Annotated in this window: 19 protein-coding genes; 4 read left to right on the forward strand and 15 right to left on the reverse strand. The window is 46.3% G+C overall.

The annotated features are described in order from the left end of the window. Window positions 1-325 precede the first annotated feature (325 nt). From ACU1JV_RS19325 to ACU1JV_RS19360, 8 genes are all read right to left on the reverse strand, one after another. Window positions 326-1975, reverse strand: a complete 1650-nt coding sequence (locus ACU1JV_RS19325) for a response regulator (protein WP_413987021.1) — start codon at window positions 1973-1975, stop codon at window positions 326-328. After that, on the reverse strand, window positions 1968-3758 hold the full coding sequence (locus tag ACU1JV_RS19330) for a cache domain-containing sensor histidine kinase (protein ID WP_013373120.1): 1791 nt from the start codon (window positions 3756-3758) through the stop codon (window positions 1968-1970). The genes ACU1JV_RS19325 and ACU1JV_RS19330 overlap by 8 nt, the downstream gene beginning before the upstream one ends. A gap of 125 nt (window positions 3759-3883) precedes the next feature. Then, the gene (gene def, locus ACU1JV_RS19335) at window positions 3884-4465 is read right to left on the reverse strand and encodes a peptide deformylase (RefSeq protein ID WP_016324730.1); all 582 of its coding nucleotides are present in this window, start codon (window positions 4463-4465) and stop codon (window positions 3884-3886) included. Window positions 4466-4752: 287 nt separating this feature from the next. After that, window positions 4753-5727, reverse strand: coding sequence for a polysaccharide pyruvyl transferase family protein (locus tag ACU1JV_RS19340; protein WP_040102847.1), 975 nt, complete (start codon window positions 5725-5727; stop codon window positions 4753-4755). After that, complete coding sequence (locus ACU1JV_RS19345; RefSeq protein WP_013373123.1) at window positions 5702-7081, reverse strand: lipopolysaccharide biosynthesis protein; 1380 nt, start codon at window positions 7079-7081, stop codon at window positions 5702-5704. The genes ACU1JV_RS19340 and ACU1JV_RS19345 overlap by 26 nt, the downstream gene beginning before the upstream one ends. Window positions 7082-7154: 73 nt before the next feature. After that, window positions 7155-8108, reverse strand: coding sequence for a glycosyltransferase family 2 protein (locus ACU1JV_RS19350; RefSeq protein ID WP_413987515.1), 954 nt, complete (start codon window positions 8106-8108; stop codon window positions 7155-7157). A 39-nt stretch (window positions 8109-8147) separates the two neighbouring features. Continuing rightward, window positions 8148-9089: a glycosyltransferase family 2 protein gene (locus ACU1JV_RS19355; RefSeq protein WP_413987023.1), complete on the reverse strand. Its 942-nt coding sequence runs from the start codon at window positions 9087-9089 to the stop codon at window positions 8148-8150. Between the two features lie 204 nt (window positions 9090-9293). Further along, entirely contained in the window at window positions 9294-10094 is an 801-nt protein-coding gene (locus tag ACU1JV_RS19360) for a DUF1836 domain-containing protein (RefSeq protein ID WP_058711501.1), read from the reverse strand. Window positions 10095-10348: 254 nt separating this feature from the next. Between ACU1JV_RS19360 and ACU1JV_RS19365 the strand changes: the two genes are divergently transcribed. Together ACU1JV_RS19365 and bacA are read left to right on the forward strand one after the other, a co-directional pair. Next, window positions 10349-11689 (forward strand): hemolysin family protein, encoded by a 1341-nt coding sequence (locus ACU1JV_RS19365; protein ID WP_192811785.1) that lies wholly within the window; start codon window positions 10349-10351, stop codon window positions 11687-11689. A gap of 128 nt (window positions 11690-11817) precedes the next feature. Then, window positions 11818-12615, forward strand: a complete 798-nt coding sequence (gene bacA, locus ACU1JV_RS19370) for an undecaprenyl-diphosphate phosphatase (protein ID WP_013373128.1) — start codon at window positions 11818-11820, stop codon at window positions 12613-12615. A gap of 126 nt (window positions 12616-12741) precedes the next feature. Here the strand turns inward: bacA and ACU1JV_RS19375 are convergent, their stop codons facing one another. Next, window positions 12742-13068, reverse strand: a complete 327-nt coding sequence (locus tag ACU1JV_RS19375) for a thioredoxin family protein (protein ID WP_019688638.1) — start codon at window positions 13066-13068, stop codon at window positions 12742-12744. A 157-nt stretch (window positions 13069-13225) separates the two neighbouring features. Beyond that, window positions 13226-14137, reverse strand: coding sequence for an aldo/keto reductase (locus ACU1JV_RS19380; RefSeq protein WP_165082574.1), 912 nt, complete (start codon window positions 14135-14137; stop codon window positions 13226-13228). A 219-nt stretch (window positions 14138-14356) separates the two neighbouring features. On the opposite strand from ACU1JV_RS19380, the gene ACU1JV_RS19385 reads away from it, so the two are divergent. Then, window positions 14357-14884, forward strand: a complete 528-nt coding sequence (locus ACU1JV_RS19385) for an RNA polymerase sigma factor (protein ID WP_413987024.1) — start codon at window positions 14357-14359, stop codon at window positions 14882-14884. After that, window positions 14877-16313, forward strand: coding sequence for a hypothetical protein (locus ACU1JV_RS19390; RefSeq protein WP_413987025.1), 1437 nt, complete (start codon window positions 14877-14879; stop codon window positions 16311-16313). Before ACU1JV_RS19385 ends, ACU1JV_RS19390 begins: the two co-directional genes overlap by 8 nt. Window positions 16314-16412: 99 nt before the next feature. On the opposite strand, the gene ACU1JV_RS19395 is transcribed toward ACU1JV_RS19390, so the two are convergent. Genes ACU1JV_RS19395 through ACU1JV_RS19415 form a run of 5 tightly spaced genes read right to left on the reverse strand, consistent with a single transcriptional unit; the run spans window position 16413 to window position 20828 of the window. After that, window positions 16413-17156 (reverse strand): alpha/beta hydrolase, encoded by a 744-nt coding sequence (locus ACU1JV_RS19395; protein WP_413987026.1) that lies wholly within the window; start codon window positions 17154-17156, stop codon window positions 16413-16415. 33 nt (window positions 17157-17189) lie between these two features. Further along, window positions 17190-18170 (reverse strand): siderophore ABC transporter substrate-binding protein, encoded by a 981-nt coding sequence (locus ACU1JV_RS19400; protein WP_264217642.1) that lies wholly within the window; start codon window positions 18168-18170, stop codon window positions 17190-17192. A 12-nt stretch (window positions 18171-18182) separates the two neighbouring features. Next, window positions 18183-18941: an iron ABC transporter ATP-binding protein gene (locus tag ACU1JV_RS19405; RefSeq protein ID WP_413987027.1), complete on the reverse strand. Its 759-nt coding sequence runs from the start codon at window positions 18939-18941 to the stop codon at window positions 18183-18185. Further along, complete coding sequence (locus ACU1JV_RS19410; RefSeq protein WP_017425553.1) at window positions 18935-19885, reverse strand: iron chelate uptake ABC transporter family permease subunit; 951 nt, start codon at window positions 19883-19885, stop codon at window positions 18935-18937. Before ACU1JV_RS19410 ends, ACU1JV_RS19405 begins: the two co-directional genes overlap by 7 nt. Further along, complete coding sequence (locus tag ACU1JV_RS19415; RefSeq protein ID WP_413987028.1) at window positions 19875-20828, reverse strand: ABC transporter permease; 954 nt, start codon at window positions 20826-20828, stop codon at window positions 19875-19877. The genes ACU1JV_RS19410 and ACU1JV_RS19415 overlap by 11 nt, the downstream gene beginning before the upstream one ends. Between the last annotated feature and the right edge of the window lie 174 nt (window positions 20829-21002).

Genomic DNA, 21002 nt, shown 5'->3' on the forward strand with positions numbered 1-21002 from the left:
TATTCACACTATTACATATGAAACCGTCACTTTTTTAGGAAATGACCCACTCAGCTAACTTGCCATGGTTGCCATAACCGGGCTTCAGATTATCCCCATTATATAGAATAAATTTAAATGAAATAGAATCAAAAATGTGAACATCGTGTCAAAGTTGTGTCATAACGATGGCGTTTTTATGAAAATGCCTTAAAATCCATAATGAATGTGACATTTTCTATTGATCCGTCCTTTTTCAACATATAAAAAAAGCCTCTCTTCATTCGAAGGACATACCTCCGACATCTGCAAGAGAGACTTCATAACGTTAAACCTAGGAAATCGATCAACAGCCATCTGTTCCTCCGTTTTTTTGGGTCTGATTACGGTAGGAGGAAGGTGACATACCAACATATTTTTTAAATTTACTATGAAAATAATCTGCATTCGCATATCCCACGCGGCCCGCCACTCGGTGCACCTTAATCCCCTGTGCAAGCAATTCCCTTGCTCGCTCAATCCTTACCTTATCCAGGTAGGCATTAAAGGCCTCGCCTGTATGACTTTTGAACAGTTTGCCCAAATACCCACTATTGTAATTGAACATATCCGCCAGTAACTCCAGTCGCAAATTTTCATCATAATGACCATGTATAAAGTCAATCATTTGCTTCATGATGATCTCCTTGCCACCCGTATCAGTCTGGCCAATCCACTGCAACACATGCTCGAGCGAGTGATCCACCAGCTCGCCCAATGTTGAATAAGCATATACATTGGTAATCAGGTTAGAGTGCTCCTCCAGCACGGTCCGGCTGTGTTCTTGTCCAGCTGCATACTTGTTCAGTGCCAGTGTGAATGTCTGAGCGAATGCCGCCTTGATTGCAGATTCTGTACGATAAATCTGTGGAAATTGGACTTCCATGTCCTTAATGACACGGGTCGCCACTTTACCATTAGCCATATCCAGCGCATAGTACAGCTTTTCTGCATAACGCATGGGGTCATCCGAGGCTCTATCAGACGCTTCATCCATTTCAGCATGGACTGTCTCCCATTCACGTAGGTCTCCAGGAAGCATGACTCTTTCTGCCCGGAACAAAAACGTACGCTCCAATAATCGTAACGCTTGTTCAAAAGATCTGGGGATATCGCTAAGAATGCCTACCGGAGCGCCAGCAGCCCCATAGATTTCATTTACCCAAGGCTTTAGTTCCTGTCGCCATGCAGCCAGCAACTGAACAGCATCTTGCTCCGTTTTTAACATGGCGGGAAGCAATAGGCCCGTATATATTCCAGCCTCAAACACAATGCCTCTATCCTGATCACGACACAATTCCGCTAGCCGCTGCTTTGCTGCCAACTGCCGGGCTTGCCGATCCCAGTCAGGTATACGCAAATCCAGCAGAATCACCTGATAGCTACTCCAGTCCAATGCTGGTAACGCTGGCTGTTGTCCATGCTTTCCAGCGTCGCTTTGGTGATCAGCTTGCTTGGATGCACGATGGCTGGGTTCTACAGCATCCCGAGGGTGCTCTGAATGAACCGGAAACAACAGTGCTTCAATCCAATCGCGCTCATGCGAAGATGGACTCCCCCACTTTCCATCTCCCTTTTCATTCTCAATGCTTTGTCGTACTCGTTTCAGCTCTAACGTCATTTCTTCCTCATCAACCGGCTTCAACAGATAACCATCCACCCCGAATCCCATGGCTTGCCTAGCATAATTAAAGTCTGCATATCCGCTTAAAATGAGAAAGTGAAACGGCTCCCCATTCATTTGGCGTATGCTTTGTATAACCTCCAATCCACTCATCCCAGGCATACGAATATCTACAATGACCAGTTCCGGTCGATGCTCTCCGAACTTTTCCAGAGCCTCGCGTCCGTTCTCTGCCGTATCGACGATGCGAAAGCCACAATCCCCCCAGTCAATAATGGAAGACAGTCCTTCACGAATCGCAGGCTCATCATCTACAATCATCGCTTTATACATTCGACGCTTCCTCCCTTGGTATGGAAAAGTATACGGTTGTTCCTACCTGTAATGCGCTTTCAATATGCAGACCATAACGTTCACCATACATCAATGTCAGACGTTGATGAACATTACGCAGACCAATACTGCTCCCTTCCGGCTCCTCCGTACCCGTGATCCGAGCCAACAGACGGGTCAGTTGTTCTTCCTTCATGCCAATTCCATCATCAGCCACTTTAATGTGCAGTTCTCTTTGTTCTATTGTGATATCTACCTTCACGGTAACTGGCTCTTCCTTATTTTCTAGGCCATGAATAACTGCATTTTCCACTAGCGGTTGTATGATTAAGGGAGGAATCGACATGTCCTTCGCGCTTTCTTCCAAATTCACTTCATAGACCAAACGATTCCCAAACCTGAACTGCTGAATTTGCAAATAGGATCGCACCATATCCAGCTCCTGTAATACGGTTGTTTTACCACTGCCAATCTCCAGATTCCTGCGCATCAGCCTGCCAAGCAAACGGACCGTCGTTGCAATCTCTGCTTCCCCATTCAAATGTGCTTTCATTCGAATGGATTCTAACGCGTTAAACAGAAAATGCGGATTAATTTGGCTTGCCATCATTTTTAGCTTGATATCCTTTTGTGCCAATTCAAGCTTGTTGTTATGCTCACTCGTCTCATAGACCTGTGCCATAAGCTGGCGGATACTACTTACCATGTAGTTGAAACGGCGCGATAAATCACCGATCTCGTCCCTTCCCTCCACACTGGATACTACATGAAAATCACCCGCCGCTACCTGACCCAGCTCATAGCTCAGCCGCTGGAGCCGTTTGGTAATAAGCCAGGAAATGATGGTAATCAGAATCAGCGCCATGATGAGTACCGCTAGTACACATAATGCACCAATCAGGCTGACCCGGTTCGCCCCCTGCACGATATGTTCCGTGGAAAACACCGAAATAATTGTCAATCCGCTCACACTTGAGGTTGGCAGCAGCTCATCCACAATAATGTTCGAGGGCGTTCCATTGATTTTTGCTTCATATATCCCCTTACCTGCACGCTGGACATCAAAGCCTAAATGTAAATCGGTCAACGTCTGACCTACCGACTGTGGATGGGTAGCTGCGACCACAATCCCGTTGCGATCCGCAATCAATGTTTCAAAGGGCTCCTTGCTTAGCATATGATTCAACTCGGTCTGACTCAGTGCAATCATCAGAACTCCCTTGGAATTGTATTCGGGAAAAGGAATTTGCCGTACCAGGCTGAGGCGATTAACCGGGGTATCCTCCTTATCCTGAATGTAAAACCAGTTAATCGCCGTCCCCTTCAAAGCCTCCTGGAACCATGGCTGCCGCTCAATGTTAGAGTCCACAGGAATAAACTCCAGATTGTTGACCAACGTCGGATTGTACGAATAGAACCGGATTGTAGCAACCTCTCTATATTGCTGGGTGTACTCATTAAAATCCTTGTATTGATGGTACGCATTCATGAGCTCCACCATGCCGGGATAACGACGGTTCGCCATCTCCTTTAGCCTTTTATCGAACATCAGCCCATTTGAAATATCTGTTGGCACACGTAGTAAATTTGCTGTCTGGCTCTTAATCTTTTCCACATTATTTACCGTCTGGGCAATCGCACTGTCCAGTGCCTGCTCTCGCAAATAAAAAGTAACGCAGCCGCCCACCACCAGCACTGGGATCATGACAATCAGTACGTAGGAGAAGAGCAGCTTATTCCGCATACGCATATTATTCATCAGATGCCGGACTCCACGATACATGCCATCCCTCCCGCGAAATAAGCGCTTACATGTTTTCAGTTTAAAGCTTCACAACATTTATATCCATATTTTCTTGCAAAATAAAAAGGTGGTGAACGGAGTCACCACACTTTACAGATCACGAACTATTTACGTACAAAAGGTTCGATATGCACTCCCTGTGGCAGCTTATGCGGATCTTCCGGGTTGATACGGTCATAGAACATAATGCCATCCAGATGGTCCATTTCATGCTGTACAACAATCGCTGCATAACCCTTAAACGTTAACAGCTCCTGAGTTCCGTCCGGCAAATTGGCCTTGATGCGAATCTTCTCGTAACGCGGTACATATCCGGGTATATACCGATCTACAGACAAGCATCCCTCCCCCTGTTCCAAGTAAATCATGGATGTAGAGTGGCTGACCAGCTTCGGATTAAACAGGGCGTATTCTACCGTTTGGTCTCCGTCCTCATAATAAATAGCACACATTCTTTTATTTAACCCAACCTGGTTGGCGGATAGTCCTACACCCGGGCGCAGCTCATAGCGGGTGGCCAGCTCTTCATTTTGGCTATTTTTCAGATAATCCAGCATCCATTGCATCTGTTGAAGATCCTCTTCAGACAGCGGCAGACATACCGGATCAACCTTTTTGCGCAAAATCGGTTCCCCTTCACGCACGATATCCTTCGTGAGAAGCATGTCCATCGATTGATTGCTCATTCGTCAGCCTCGATTCATTTAAATAAATATACGATCATGTGATGTACAGCAAAAGCTGGAGAATTCCGCGCTTTTCTGCAAGTTTTATCCCATAAATTATATCTATTCATGAAATGAATTGTCAAAATAGAGCGAAAATATCCTCTCTTATAGATTAAGTCATTAAAATATTCATTGCGTTAATTGTTTATCTAATTAAATTATACTTATGCTCTTTGTAGTACTGAACCAAAAACCTCCTAAACCAATGAAGTGTTCAGGAGGTCTTTAACTAGCTTTTCTTACGATTAAGACGGCTGTTCTAATGCTTCAGGTGTTTCACTGAACAGCTTTGCCTTCGGATTCGGCTGTGTCCAGGTATTATAATATTGCGAATTCTTGCCGTAAGAATTGTCAATGACAACATGCGGCATATCAAGCAGACAGGCCAGAATGTGACCGTGCAACCGTGAAGTGCGAACCTCACGGTAAGAACTGAACAGCGTAACCGCCTTGTTCATGAGATGGTCAGTGTACTTGTACCAGAATGTACGGGTAGGCAACGGGCCACCAATTTTCTTATTCAAACGGTAAAACTTTTGGAAATAGACGATCCCCTTCACTTCCAGCGGAGTGAATAAAGTATCCCAGTCCAGACGGTGAGAGGCATCAGCCTCGTCATCGAATTTCTTTTGCCCCCCCACCGTTTCAATATCCGTACGCAGGAAGTACAGTACATCCTTAACGGTTTCCGTAGTTGGCTTCAATGGCCAAAGCTGGTGCGCCATATCAGGACATAATGTGATGTTGCACTGGTTCAGCTTATCCTTAGCCCACTGATAAGAGCGTGTATCCCGCACAAACATATGTAGATCGGGGTGAGCATTAAACAGGGCAGCCACCTCATTAGCCTTCTGTTCAGACTGGAAGTGGATCGTCTGCGGCATGATAACAATTCGGTGGTTAGGGAAATCACGAACGATGCGTTCTCGCAAATTTTGGTGATTTGAATATAAGTCGCCAAAGTTGCCACCACCGTGGCATACGATAATCCAGTCGCCCGGAATATGAAGCTGATCGGGAATATCCATGGCGCTATAACGGGCACGGACACGAATATCATTATCCTTAAAGAACGCTTCGGTGCCTTTCATGATCAGTACATCCCCACCGTTATTATAGACGGGATAATCGACATAAATAATATTCGAACCTTGAGGGACTACGTCGAGAATGACGCTTAGCTTATTTTTTAGTTTAGCCATGGGATGCGAATTCGGCATCTTTCAGTTCTCCCTTCCTGCGCTTCTTTTGTATAGTCTGTAAGACAAATGTAATATCACTTTTATCAAAAATGATCCGGGATAGCGGAACATTGAAAAACATGGGGAACGAGAACAGCGAGAACGCCAACCGTACACAAGCACCTACAAGCAGAGCAATAGCAATGCCGTCCAGACCGAAGATCGGTGTACAAATAAAAAACAGACCGACGGTGATCGCATAGGCTACAATTTGCCGGAACAGTACCAGTCCCGGACGACCGAGTGCGTTAAAGGCCGAAGCCAAAATCCATGAGCCACCACCAATAATACATTCCAGTGACAGCAGGTAGAACGTTAGCGATGCTTCCAGAAAAGCGGGACCGTACAGCAATCCCAGCATGTATCGGCCAATGAAGAGAGCCGGTACAATGACGATTAGCATCGCAGCCATAGAGATGCGAAAAGCACGGCCCACCGTTTCGACAATTTTGCTGTGTTCCATCCCTGTCACCTTCGGGAAGGTTACATTAGTGACGGCATTTTGCACCACATTGAACACACGGGACAAGGCGTAGACAACAGAGTACAGACCGAACGCTTTGGGTGACAGCAGCGCCACAATGACGATTTTGTCCGTTTGTGTGGACAGCGTCCCCATCAACTCCATCCCGTACACCCGCGCTCCATAGCTATAATAAGGGCGCAGCACTTGGCGGCTGGTCAACGGACGAAATGCGCGCAAATTCATATGCTTGCGCAAACGGAGGAACGCCCACATGAGCGCAAGGAAACTCGCAGCAAAATTCACTGCCCCCGCCAGTTGCACATTGAGTAAGCCCATCAGCCACAGGGTCACTAGACCGATGAAATTCAGTAACGGATAGTAAAACAGCAGGCCGTTATATACGCTAAATCGATCCAGTCCTTGCGATAATGCCGTCGTGAGTGCTGTAAGCACCGCTAACGGTACTGCTGCCGCACAATAAATCTGCGACAGTTGGATGATGTCTGCACCATAGCCATTCAGCCACAACGGCATACATATCCAGGCCACCGCTCCCGCCAACAGACTGGCAGGCAACTGAATCCAGAGCGACAACGCCAGCAGTTCTTCCGTCGTGCCTGTTTTCTTCTTGAGGTTATAAATTAACGATGTTGGCAAGCCGAAGCTCAATACACTGCCGATCAGCGTAGGCCAGAACAGAACAGCCGCCAGTTCACCTTTCCCCTCTACTCCGAGCATACGTGCGGTCAGGATGGAAGTCAGGGTCGTGACGATTAGCACAAAAAAATTATTAAAGCTTGTGCGCATGATCGTTTTGGCGAGACTGTCACCCGTGAATACTTTCCTTGCTGCTGTCCATGTGCTCATGTTACGTCCAACTCCTGTTCCTTATTAAGCCTCTCGTCTCTATGCTCACATCGCGTCTTTTGACGCACCTCCATCAGCCTACTGTTTTTTTGGAATTGCGTTCAGACAACTGTCCTCCGCTAACAGGCTCCTTCGTACTTGAGAAAATCTCTTTCAGTGCTCTTCTATAGCCTTGAATGGCTTTATGATTTTTTTTGGGTCTTTCCCTCAAAATCTGATACAACGTCGTCCAATATAGGGCTGCATAACCGATCGGCCCAGCCCCCTCGTCACGTAGTAGATGAATATGATTCATCACCCGCATATAAGTAACCTGTTCCATATTGTCGCGCGAGGACGGCGATTCGTGATGAAGCAGCGTAAGCGCCGGATTAATATACAATGGACCGCTTTTCATGGCGATACGGGAAAGTAATAAATCCTCGCCGACGCTATAGCTTTGCAACCAAGGTACCGGCTCCAGACTTAGAATCGCATCACGGCGAAATGACATATTACAACCATGAAAAAACTGGGTCTTAAACGTCTTCTTGGCCTTATGCCAGTTGTACATCGAGCCAGACTGACCGCTGAGGGACAATCTTCCTTTGGACAAGGATTGCTGGAACGAAAGCAAGCAGCGAATCGTACCCATGAAACTGTTACTCATTCCCTGTGCTATGCCGCCAACACCAGCTGCCTGCGGATACGCCTCATAGGTGCGCATTAACTCATTCAAGTAGTTGCTCGGCAGCTCAACATCATCGTCAAGGAACAAAATGATGTCACCTTGGGCAAGCTCCACTGTCTTTACACGTGATAACCATAGTCCGGGTTGCTCCTTACGATGATATCGGTAGGCAATTCCCGCTCTGCCCAACTGACGCTCATAACGTTCCAGCACATGCTTTGGCAGTTTTCCGTCATCAATAATCCACAGCTCGGTTTCACATGCCTCTGGTGCTCCCCCCATGGCAATTGAATTGATGCATCGGGTCAGATCGTCAACCCGATTGCGGGTGCACAGAGCAATGGACAAGCTTAACATCATACTCCCCCTTTATCCTGTCAATGTGTATAAAGCAGATTACTGAACCGCCGGGCCTAAATATTCGTTATATTTTTGCTTACGCGGGTTCAGAATGAACAACACCCCCTGCTTGTATCCATCTGCTGCGTTAAAATTACGGCGCAGCGTTTCTTTGAGCATCAAGTAGGTTAAGGTCCATAAAAGAGCTCCATACTGGATAAATCCCGCCTTTTTTAGGGCAAGAAAATAATAGTGGTTAATTGCTGTCGCCTTGGCTACTTTGCCCGCCTTATCGCGCGAGCTTGGAGATTCATGATGGATGATTTTTAAGTCAGGATTAATCACCAGTTTGCCGTAACGGCTCGCTAACTGGCACATGTACAAGTCGTCAGCCACCGCATAGCTGGTCATCCACGGATACGGCTTCATGTCCCGAAGCGCATCCCTCCGAAATGACATATTGCAGCCATGGAAAAATTCAGTGTCAAAAGTCTCAGTTGCTTCGCTCCAACGCAGCAAAGAACCTGCCAGACTACTGGGTGAGAGCTTGCCAAGGGAAGAAGACATCTGAAAAGTCAAAACGCCAAGCAGCTTTCCTGCCCGGCTTGAATGTAGTCCCTTTGCAATCCCTCCAACACCTACAATCGTTTCATCCTGTTCGTAGGTATCGAGCAAGCGCCGGATATAGAGTTTATCGTCCAGTTCGGCATCATCGTCAAAATACAGCACAATATCATACCGCACGAGAGACAAGGCCTCATAGCGGGATAACCAAACGCCGGGACGACTTTTTTTATAATATTTGAGAACACCTTGAGGCAATCTGGATACCATGTGACGGTACTGTTCAATCTGTTGGTCGGAAATATCGCCGTCATCAACAATCAGCAGTTCTACAGCTGTATGCTCCAATTGCTGCTGTGCAGCAATAGATTGTATACAGCGTGTCAGGTCTTCGATCCGGTTGCGGGTACAAATGATGATGGAGACATCGGACATGCCATTACCTCCTGTGTGTGTATCCAGATGTTTGGAAGAGATATTCAAAGTTTTTCCAATTGCTGGATTATATATGTTTATTGTATCTTTGACAGCGTTTGAGTGTATATACCTCTTTTGTATACTTTTTCAGTCTCCAAAAGGGTAGACAATCCTCAAAAAAGAGCAAAAAAAATAGGATCGGCCTCTTGCGCCAATCCTAATCTATCCTTGAAAATCCAAAAATAATGTCGCATTCACATACCGACGCGCCATCGACAAAAAATAACTATTTTGCACCGATACCGCTGCTACCAGCAAAGTATTACGCACTGCTTCACACTGGTTGGGGGTCAAGTGCTGTAAACGACAAGTATATTGATCTGCAGCCTGTACCAGCAGTTCTTCTGTCGCAGCTTCCTGCCGCTTCTGTCCTGTAGCAGAATTTCCGTTGTCTTTGGCATACCCTGCTCCTGTCACATCAAGCAGTTGGTCTCCGTTCGCATCCAGTTCTTCAAATAAAGTTGAATATGCAGCGTACAAATCGACCGGCTGAATCAGATCATCCGTATCATCTTCAGGCTGTTGGAACAGGATATGAAATAGCTGACGGATGGATTCAAAATCAAGACATGATTTTAAATCTTCCACGATAAGCAATATGGCTGCCTGGTTGACTGAGTATTTTTTGCCGATCTTCGGAGCGCCGAGAAACTCCTTAAAATCACGTTTGACCCAATTTTGCATAGAGGCGAGTGAGACATGGCTATATTCCACCAGTTGGCCTAGAGAAACAATTTCCTGCAGCGAAAAGGCTGCGCTGTGCTTGCCCTTGATGATTTTATCCAGCACAGGCGTCACTTCGGTATATAGAAATGTCGGCATGGTGCTACCGGAACGGGCAAGATGGCTATGAGTGCGCCTCCAAGCGTCTTGGAGAACAGCCAAAGGCTGCAAATCGCTGCGACCTTCCATGGCCAGCAGCAAATGGGCCATATCACGGCGAGTGAGGGTAAAAGACTCCATCTGCTTTCCTCCCTTTGTTACATTTCAAGTTCATTCGAACTCATCATACGCCCTTAAACTAGGCTTGTAAAGTGAAGCAATGAGCCGTGCGGGTTCTATTATGCCTTATTTTTCGTGTAAATTAGAGGTAGGTGACCTGCTACGATTCCATATGAACCTTGTATATTTTCTTTTAAGTTCTTAAAATAAGTTCAAGTGAACTCAAAACAGAGTTCCTTAAAAAATTGAACGAAAAAGGGATGAGTGAAAATTATATGGGTATAGGTGTCAGTCTATTTTTGTTTGCGGTGTTGATTTTATTTAGTGCTTTCTTCGTGGCTACCGAGTTTGCGATTATTAAAATCCGTTCCAGCCGGGTAGATCAGCTGGTCGTGGAGAACCGTAAAAACGCACTGGCGCTACAAAAAGTCGTCAATAATCTGGACGGCTACCTGTCCGCCTGTCAGCTTGGTATTACGATTACAGCGTTAGGACTCGGTTGGCTCGGTGAACCGACTGTAGTCAAACTGCTGGAGCCTCTCTTTCAACAGCTCAACATCAATGGGGAGTTTTCACATATCCTGGCCTTTATTATTTCATTTGTCATTGTAACTTACCTGCACGTGGTGATCGGCGAACTGGCTCCCAAAACATTGGCGATCCGCAAAGCGGAAGCTGTCAGCCTGTTAACCTCTCCAGTCATCGTGTGGTTTAACCGGATTATGTATCCGTTTATCTGGCTCCTTAACGGCTCGGCCAATCGCCTGGTTCGTCTGTTTGGTCTTCAACCGGCTAGTGAGCATGAAGAAGCGCACTCTCAGGAAGAAATTCAGATCATTTTGTCCGAAAGCGTGGAAAGTGGTAAGATCAATAACACCGAATATGGCTACGTAAATCGTATCTTCGCTTTTGACGAGACCGTTGCCAAAGAAATTATGGTGCCACGTACAGATATGGTATGCTTGTTTACGAATCGCTCGCTCAAAGAAAACATGCAGACTATTCACGAAGAACAGTATACCCGTTTTCCGGTAGCGACAGACAGCAAGGATCAGATCATTGGTATGATTAATACCAAGCAGCTATTCCTTGAGTATGATCGCAATCCCGAGCTTGTTTTCGATAGCCTGATTCAACCGATCTTGACCGTTCCGGAAGTTATTCCCGTCAACACGCTCTTGAAACGTATGCAGAAGGAGCAGGTTCATATCGCTCTCCTGGTCGATGAATATGGTGGAACCTCTGGTCTGATTACCATTGAGGACATTTTGGAGGAGATTGTTGGCGAAATCCGGGATGAATTTGATAAGGATGAACGGAAGGAAATCGAGAAACTGACGGAGAACAGTTATTTGATGGATGGTAAAGTGATGCTTTCCGATCTGAGTGATCTGACGGGCTTGACATTGGACGATGAAGACGTGGATACTGTCGGAGGGTGGGTGTATAGCCGGGTTCCGGAACCGAGACAGGGCAAGGAATTCATAGAAGATGATGTGAAATTTATCATTCGAGAAATGGGTAAAAATCGTATTCGTCGGGTAGAAATTATTTTACACCACAAATCCCCGACCTCGGAAATGGAGTCGGAATCGGACACTTCTTCCCAGGAGTGAACCTTTGTGGTCTGAGCGACCAGCATACTGCACTTGGCACTTGCGTTCACTCCTACTGAAATGACATATTTTTAGGGCAAACGACTCAGGTTGTTTGCCCTACATGCGTGTAAGGAGGAGCTAATAAATTGGATATTTTATCATCTATTATTATGGGGATTATTGAAGGGCTGACAGAGTTTTTGCCGGTCTCTTCGACGGGTCACATGATTCTTACGGCTGATCTTCTAGGGTTGAACACCGAGAATGATACGGTCAAAACATTTGAGGTTATCGTACAATTAGGTGCTGTGATGGCGGTCGTTGTATTATACTGGCGCAGATTCCTCAGCCTGTTTGATTTCAGACGCAAAATCTCGTCCCAGCCACGTCTAAACCTGTTACATATTATTTTAGCCATGATCCCTGCGGGATTAATTGGTGTACTGTTCCGTGATGTAATCAAGCAATACTTGTTTGGTCCTGAAACGGTTTTGTACAGTTTGGTCATCGGGGGCTTGCTCATGATCGCGGCTGAAAAATTCCATCCGCCTATTAGATCACATACGTTGGATGAGATCACGTACAAACAAGCCTTTACCATCGGTGTGTTCCAAGTCCTAGCTCTGTGGCCAGGCTTCTCTCGTTCAGGCTCAACTATGTCTGGGGGCCTATTCGCACGTGTAAGCCATACGGCAGCCGCAGAATTTACATTCCTCGTATCTGTTCCGGTCATGCTGGGTGCATCGGGGATTGATATGATTAAAAGTATGGATCATCTGTCTATGAGTGATTTCCCGGTGTTCGCAGCCGGCTTTATTACTGCATTTATCGTTGGTATGCTGGCAATCAAAACGTTCCTCGGTCTGCTCAAGCGCTTGAGCTTGACTACGTTTGCCATCTACCGTTTCGTGCTGGCGGCTGTGTTCTTTTTCATTATTTTGTAATCATTGTTTGGTATCCTACAACCAAAAAGGGATATCCAAGTGGCCTTAAGGTCAGCCTTGGATATCCCTTTTGCTATTTCGCTGCTTGGGTAGATCATCCTGATCTAGATCTACCATGCGAACTAATTACTGTTTGGATTCCAGCGTAGTCAGATATTCCGAAACTTGAGCTGGCGTTTTGGCGTATTTGCTGTGCAAATGAGCAATTTTCTCCCCATTACGGAACACGAGCAGGCTTGGAATGCCACGTACTTGATTTTCTTCGGCAATCGGCTGAAACTTCTCGGCATCCAGGGCAAAGAAACGCTTATCCGCGTTCTCCTTCATAATGCCGTCCATAAATTTATCCAGCGTCTTGCAATCTGGACACCAGCTGGTATCAAATTTCACGACGGTTAGACCGTCACCGTTAATTAAATCCTGATATTGCTGCTCAGATTCGATGCGTTCCATTCGTTGGTCCCTCCTAGAGTGAATTGATAATATCTTCACATTCACATATGAATGATAAATCAGGCTTATTCCTATATTGTAATGATTCTTGTATATATTGCAACTGGGATGAGTACATGTTCGAGCGTATACTTCATTTATCCTATTATGGCTCGAGTCAGCGGTATTGCGCGTCATAACGATTGGCTCGGCAGATTTGCTGTAGCGTCTCTCGCTCGTGCTCAGTTAGCGGTGCAATATCTGCTGCAGAAATATTATGCTCCAATTGCCCCAAAGAGCTTGCACCCGGGATCACAGCCGCGACAGCCGGATGAGACAGGCTATAACGGATTGCTGTCTGCTCCATACTACGCTCTGGTCCTGCAAATGCCTTTAATTGCTTGCGCATGTCCAGTAGCTCTGCTTCTTCGTAGTCTAGGTATCCCTTCGCTGCCTTTTCTTCCCCCTTGTCAGCCAATACACCGCTTGCCACGGGTCCACGTGCAATCACGCTAATTCCCCGCTCCTGCAGCAAAGACAATACTTCCTCCTCTGCACGCCGGTCTAGTAAACTATACTGATTCATAACACTAACGATATTCGAGCGTTCCACATATTCACGGATAACATGCGGGCGAATGGAGGAAATACCATAGTAGCGGATGACACCCTCCTGCTGCAGTTGCTCGAAAGCCTCAATGGTTTCATCGATCGGATCGTCAATCGTCCCTCCGTGCAGCTGATACAGGTCGATATAGTCCGTTCCCAGGCGGCGCAGACTCTCTTTAACGGCGGACAGGATATATTTCTTGGACGGGTCCCATCCCCAGCCCTCCTGTCCCGGTATACGCCGATTGCCGACCTTGGTCGCCAGGATAACATCCTGCCGCCGTCCACGGATGGCTGCCCCCACAATTTCTTCATTGCGTCCATGCTGGTACAAATCGGCCGTATCCAACAGATTTACGCCTCTGTCTAATGCTTCATGAATCAAGTAAACGGCTTGCTGCTCCTCCGTACCGATCGACATACATCCTAGGCCAATCTCACCTACCAGCAAATCCGAAGATCCCAGGCGGTTTTTTTTCATGGTTGTCTCCCCCTTACGTTCGTTATTATGTAACATCAGATATTGGATATTTCTTTATTATACGTATTCAAGCGGCCCAAACCAAACTTGAACCGGCTCATTAGTACGGAGGTAAATTCATCCAGTAAAAAAATAAAACGTTTTGGGCTCTTCAATCCATCCTTATCTATAGATGCCCATGAACCGGCCGGACATGGCAGATAAAAAAGGGAGGTCCGCATGGAAGACAAAGAACTTGCAGAGTCCGCCTGCCAAGGGGATGAGGATGCATTTTTCACCTTGATCACCAGACACAACCGACGACTCTACGGCATTGCATACAGCTACCTGCGTAATGAAGCAGATGCACTGGATATGCTTCAAGAAGCCACTTACCGTGCATGGTCCCAATGCAGCAAATTGAGGGATCCCGCGGCGCTGATTCCATGGATCATCCGTATTCTGATGAACTGCTGTATGGAAGAACTCAAGCGACAAAAACGGCGCCGTTCCCAGATTCCTGTTCTTGTCACGGAAGGGGTTGGCGAAATGGTAAGTGACAGCAAGCTGGACATGCAGCAAGCCCTGAGCCGCCTTAAAACCAAATATCGGCAAGCCCTCCTGCTGAGATATTACGATGACATGACCGTACCCGAAATTGCGAAGATACTTGGCAGATCAGAAGGAACCATCAAGACCTGGCTGCATCAAGGGCTGAAGCAGCTGCGGCACAAAATCCATCATGGAGGTGAAATACAGCATGGCTGATCAAGAGGAGTTGTGGTTCAAGCAGCAGGTACAGGAGGCCAAACAAGCTGCCCAACAAGTGTCTGCCGAAGCGATGAATCTGGCTATGCGGCGTGGTATACAGCGGGCCAATAGAGGTAAACCCCTTCGGGGCACAGGATTTTGGTCCATACCTGCAGGCAGGCTAAAAATCATAGCCGTTGTTCTGCTCGCCTTGTGTATCGGGGGCGGAATCTGGGGAACCCGGCATTGGCTGACACCGCAAACGGCGACAAAGCCGGTGCAACGACACCATGAAATCCCGACTTATGTAAGTCGTCTTTTCGGTGAGCAGGACAACTTTACACTCGCGCTTCAGCAAGCAGCAGCACATGATATCTATTGGCCAGTAGAACAAAGCTTTATATCCGGAGATTATAAGGTAACCATTGATGGAATGGCTGCGGATAGCCAGCGGATTATTATTTTATATACGGCTGAAAATAAAGGCTCCAAATCCCCCTTGCAGCTGCAAAGCAATGTCAAACCACGGCTGCTTGGTTCGGATGGCAAGCCGTTAGATGGTTCCTTTACTTGGGATACCCGCAGCAAGGCTGGTCCTGATCAGACCGTGGTCTCCAACGTTATGGTCTTTGATTTTGAACAGCCGGGGCAAATCCCCAACGCACTAACCTTGTCCGCAGTCTGGCAGGCTCAGGCCCGGCAAGGTTCTTCTGTCAAGCCCCAGGCAGAACACTTTAGCATTCCCTTGACTTTGAAGCCAGGACCGGATGCTGCACTGCGCGAAGTGAAAGATCTCAACCGGGACATTGCCGTCGAAGACCAGCATATCGAGCTGCGGCGGCTCATCAGGACACCGTTAAGAACGGATGTGGAGATTCGCTTTAAACCTACAGGGGGACGGGAGATTATAGATACGGATCTTTTTATGAGTCTGGTTTCCAGCCAAGTTAACCGTTCTGCCCATCCATCCTATGAAAACCTACTGAAATACGATCGCACCATTACGACCAAGCAAGGACAATTCTATTACTTTACAAGCAGCTTTTTCTCAGAGCATAAACAGATTTGGCTCAATATTAGTAACCTTCGATTGAAACCGGATAAAAGCGTATTTATTACTCTTAATACGATAACCAAAACAATCGTTAAATCTCCGGATAAACACATTAAACTCGATCAATATATTAATAATCCGACACATCAGCGACTTCGTTTGTATTTAAGATACCAGTTTACGGAAAACTCAGGCGGCCTCTATTTTCAAATGGCAAATACGTTCATTGACGGCAGGGGACAGCGACATATACTGGCTGATGCAGGTACCGGCCTGGACGGATTTGTAATCTCAAACCATGAGCAGTATCCGCAGCCACTTACTTTTGAGATCGTGGATTATGGAGGACATTCCCGGGGATTTCCGCAGCCTCTGGAAATTCAGATACGTTAAATCAGCCACTCATCCGAATGCTATCTAAATAAACGCCAAAGGATCGAGATGCCATATCTCTTCCTTTGGCGTTTATGATTAAAAACCAATCTTAAAACATTATTCAAGCAACCACTTAACGGCACGGGGAAACTGGTGCCGAAAGTGATCTATGTGGTGCACGGCTCCCTCAACTTTGATCAGCCGTACCTCACGTTCCGTAAAACCATGCGCAAGCAGCACCTCGTGTGCCTGGAGGGTCAACGGTACCATGTCTTTTTGCACATTCGTCTTCCCTTCGCCCTCACGGGTCCCGACAGAGATGTATATACGGTGTGTCCCAGCCATTACAGTGGCAAATGATGCAGATTGCATATAATTGATCATACCGGGAAACCAATACGAACCCGAGATCGAACCAATACGTCCAAATATATGCTGATAACGGAAGGCTGCATAAATGGAAATCAGTCCACCCAACGAAGCACCAATCATCCCTGTATGCTCCAACCCAGTTTGCACTGGATATTTTGCCTCGACGTATGGCATTAATTTTGTAACTACAAACGTCAGATACGCATCTCCGCCACCGCCAAAAGCAGGTCTTCCCTCTACTAAAGCAGCTGCCTCCCAAGGCGTATAATCATCCAGCCGATTCACAGGCTGAATGCCCACCAGCATTACACGGGGCAGCTCTCCCGTAGAAAAACCTCTTTCCAGCTCATCCAACCCGCTTAGAAATAAAGAGCTGCCATCCTGTACATACAGCACAGGATACAGCTCATTATGATTCACAGATACGGGAGGTGTATAGACGTGCACAAGATACCCATCTAATGAAATTTCATCTACATGACCTTTCATCCTACATAGTCCCCCATGATGTAAATGTATGCATTACAGTGCAGCATCTATTTCCTTGATCATTTCAGATACGGATTCCAGACCATTACCTGACAGGTACCAGTAGTTAGGATCCAGGTATACAATATGACCGTTTTTATATGCATTGGTTTTCTTCACCAGTTCATTCTCAATGGTTTGTTTACCTGTAACCTGTTCCTTGCCTTCCTCGACCACCACAGCCCCACGGTCAACGACAAAAATATAATCAGGATTTTTTTGCTGTACATATTCAAAAGAAACCTTTTGTCCATGCGTCGATACTTTAATGCCAGGATCTACAGGAGTTACGCCAAAAGCATCATGAATGATACCGAAGCGGGATTGTGAGCCGTATGCACTCAGGCTTCCTTCATTTGTCAGTACGATCAATCCTTTAGCCTTGCTCGCTACAGCCTTGTCATGTACAGCCTTAATGGAGCTATCAATCGCAGCCAGTTCTTGTTTGGCAGCTTCCTCTTTGTCGAAGATTTGCCCCAGCGTTTCAACGTTTTTCTTAAAGGAATTGATATAATCCTTGGTGTCTACAGCCATCGAAATCGTGGGTGCAATTTTGCTCAACTCTTTATATGCATCAGCTTGTCTGCCACCAATGATGATCAGTTCAGGAGAGAGATCACTGATTTTCTCGTAATCCGGCTCAAACAGCGTGCCCGCACTTGCATATTTGGAATCTTTATATTTGTTCAAATACGTAGGAAGATCCTGCTGCGCTACCGCCGCAACGTCTACGCCCAGCTTATCGAGCGTATCCAATGAACCAAAATCAAAAACAACGACATTCTTCGGATTGACTTTGACTTGGACCGGGTTTTCATCCAGTGCGTGTTTGACCGATACAGTTTTGGATTCCGTTGTTGCAGTTGAGGAGCCATCGCCAGTCGCTTCCTGTGTTGCCGGAGCCGCTTTGCCACAGGCCGATACGACCAGTACCAGTGCAAGCATCAGTGTTAAAAACATCAAATTTTTCTTCATTTTACATTCCCCCTAAGTGAAGTACACACAAATTTTATGATCACCGATCTGTTGAATCGGAATATCCATATCGTACAAATCTTTTAATAGCTGACTATCTATCATCTCGTCAGCCGTTCCTTGCTTTAGCAATCTGCCATTCTTCATCCCGACAATATGGTCCGAATAGCAGGAAGCAAAGTTAATGTCGTGAAGCACCACCAGAATCGTTTTGCCCAGATCATCCACTAAATTGCGTAGCGTCTTCATAATCTGAACCGAATGCTTCATATCCAAATTGTTCAGCGGCTCATCCAGTAGTATGTATTCCGTGTCCTGTGCCAGAATCATCGCAATAAAAGCCCGCTGCCGCTGTCCCCCACTGAGCAAATCAATATGTTTGTCCTTCATATCCTCCAGTCCCATGTAGGCCATAGACTGCTCTACCATTTTGCGATCCTCGCTGTTCAATCTGCCCTTGGAATACGGAAAACGGCCGAAGCTGACCAGCTCCTTCACGGTTAAGCGGATGTTGACATCATTGGTCTGTTTTAAAATGGATATCTTCCGGGCTAGTTCCTCACTTTTGGTCAGGCTCACGGCCTGTCCGTCAATGAGGATTTCTCCCTCATCACTATCTGTTAGGCGACTGATCATCGACAACAGGGTGCTTTTCCCAGCGCCGTTAGGTCCAATAAAGGAGGTAATGGTGCCTTTAGGTATAGTGACGGACACCTGCTCCACCACATTTTTATTTCCGTAGCGTTTGGTTACGTTTTTGACTTCTACCATGATTTATTCTCCCGCAGCAAAAGGTACAGGAAGTACACCCCCCCGATAAAGTTAATAATGACGCTGACTGTTGTCGATAAGTCGAATACTCTTTCTGCCAGCAGTTGGCACCCTGCCAAAGCAATGACACTAACACAGATGGAGGCCGGAATAATATAACGGTGCTGATAGGTCTTCATCACCTGATAAGCCACATTGGCCACAATTAATCCGAGAAACGTGATCGGCCCGACAAGTGCCGTGGATATGGAGATGAGAATCGCTACAATAATTAGCAATCTTTTGATGATATAACTGTAAGGGAGGCCTAAATTAATGGCATGCTCCCGTCCGAGCGACAGCACGTCCAAGTACTTAATGAACCTCCACGCATAAGCAAATACAAGTACAAGCACGAATACAGAAAGCCATAACAGTTCGGTGTTTACATTACTAAAGCTGGCAAAGCTCTTGTCCTGAATTTTCGCAAATTCATTTGGATCAATCAGTACCTCCATAAAGGTAGACAGACTGTTAAACAGCGTCCCGAACACCAGACCAATCAGCAGAAGTACATAAATTCCCCGTCCATCCTTGCGGAAAATTAACTTGTATAGCAATCCCGCGAACAACACCATCATCCCCACTGACAGCAAAAAGTTTAATTCTTTGCTGGTCGAAATCAATGGGACGGAACCAAATGCAAAAATAATCGTCGTCTGAATCAGCATATACAGTGAATCCAGCCCGATAATACCCGGAGTCAAAATCTTATTATTCGTAACCGTCTGGAAAATAACGGTCGCAAAAGCAATGGAGCCACCTGTCAGAATGAAAGCTGCGACCTTTTTCAATCGTCGCGGCAACGCGTAATGCCAGGTGTGCGGAAGATCGATAAACACAAAAGCAGCAATCAACACAAGCGCGGCAGCGGCTAATATTCCGATTTTTAATTTAGGATTCATAAGCCCTTCTCTTCAGCAGCAAATACAAGAACAACGCGCTCCCGATCACACCAACCGTAAGCCCTACAGATATTTCATATGGGTAAATGATCACCCGTCCCAAAATATCGCAAAACAGCACAAAGACGGCGCCCAAGATCGCTGTATGAGCCAGGCTCTTTTTCAGATTATCCCCCATATACATACTGACCAGATTGGGTACAACCAGCCCCAAAAAGGGAATCGTACCAACGGTTAAGATGACAACAGAGGACACCAAAGCCACGATCACCAAACCCACATTGACGGTGCGCTTGTAATGTACGCCCAAGTTGGCTGCAAAATCCTCACCCATACCTGCAATTGTAAAACGATTCGCATATATGTACGCCAACGCGACCAAAGGAACACTAAGATACAGCATCTCATAGCGACCACTCATAATTAGAGAAAAATCCCCCTGCATCCACGAAGAAATGCCCTGAATCAGATTGTATTTGTAAGCAAAAAAAGTCGTCACCGAATTTAAAATGCCCCCAAACATCAGACCAACAAGCGGAATAAATACCGGGTCCTTGAACCGGATTTTATCCAGTATCTTCATGAAAATCAGCGTTCCCCCTAAAGCGAATCCAAAAGCCGTCAGCATCTTCGTCCAAAATCCTGCCGCTCCAAACACCATAATGGCCATCAGCACACCTAATCGTGCCGCATCCATCGTCCCTGCGGTGGTAGGCGAAACAAATCGGTTCCGAGTAAGCTGCTGCATGATGAGCCCGCAGATACTCATACTCGCCCCTGCAATAATGATGCTGATCAAACGTGGGAATCTGCTAATCAGGAGCACCTGCGCTTGATCGTTAGATAAGTGGAACAAATCAAGTGGAGTCACATCATGAACACCGATGAACACCGAGGCGAAAGCCAGTACCAGAAAAGCCAGTATTAAATAGCGCAATTTCATCTCTAACTAAGGGAGCCTGTCCAATAACTCGTACCAAGCTTCGGCCCTGTCCTCCCCTCCAATAATGATAATCATTATCAAAACAACTAGGATAAATTATAGCAGTGATATTGTATCTGTCAAATTCTTTGAATTGTTTTAAGCATGACCAAACAGCCGTGCGATAACCAGTGA

It is taken from the genome of Paenibacillus sp. T2-29 (genome assembly GCF_052921365.1).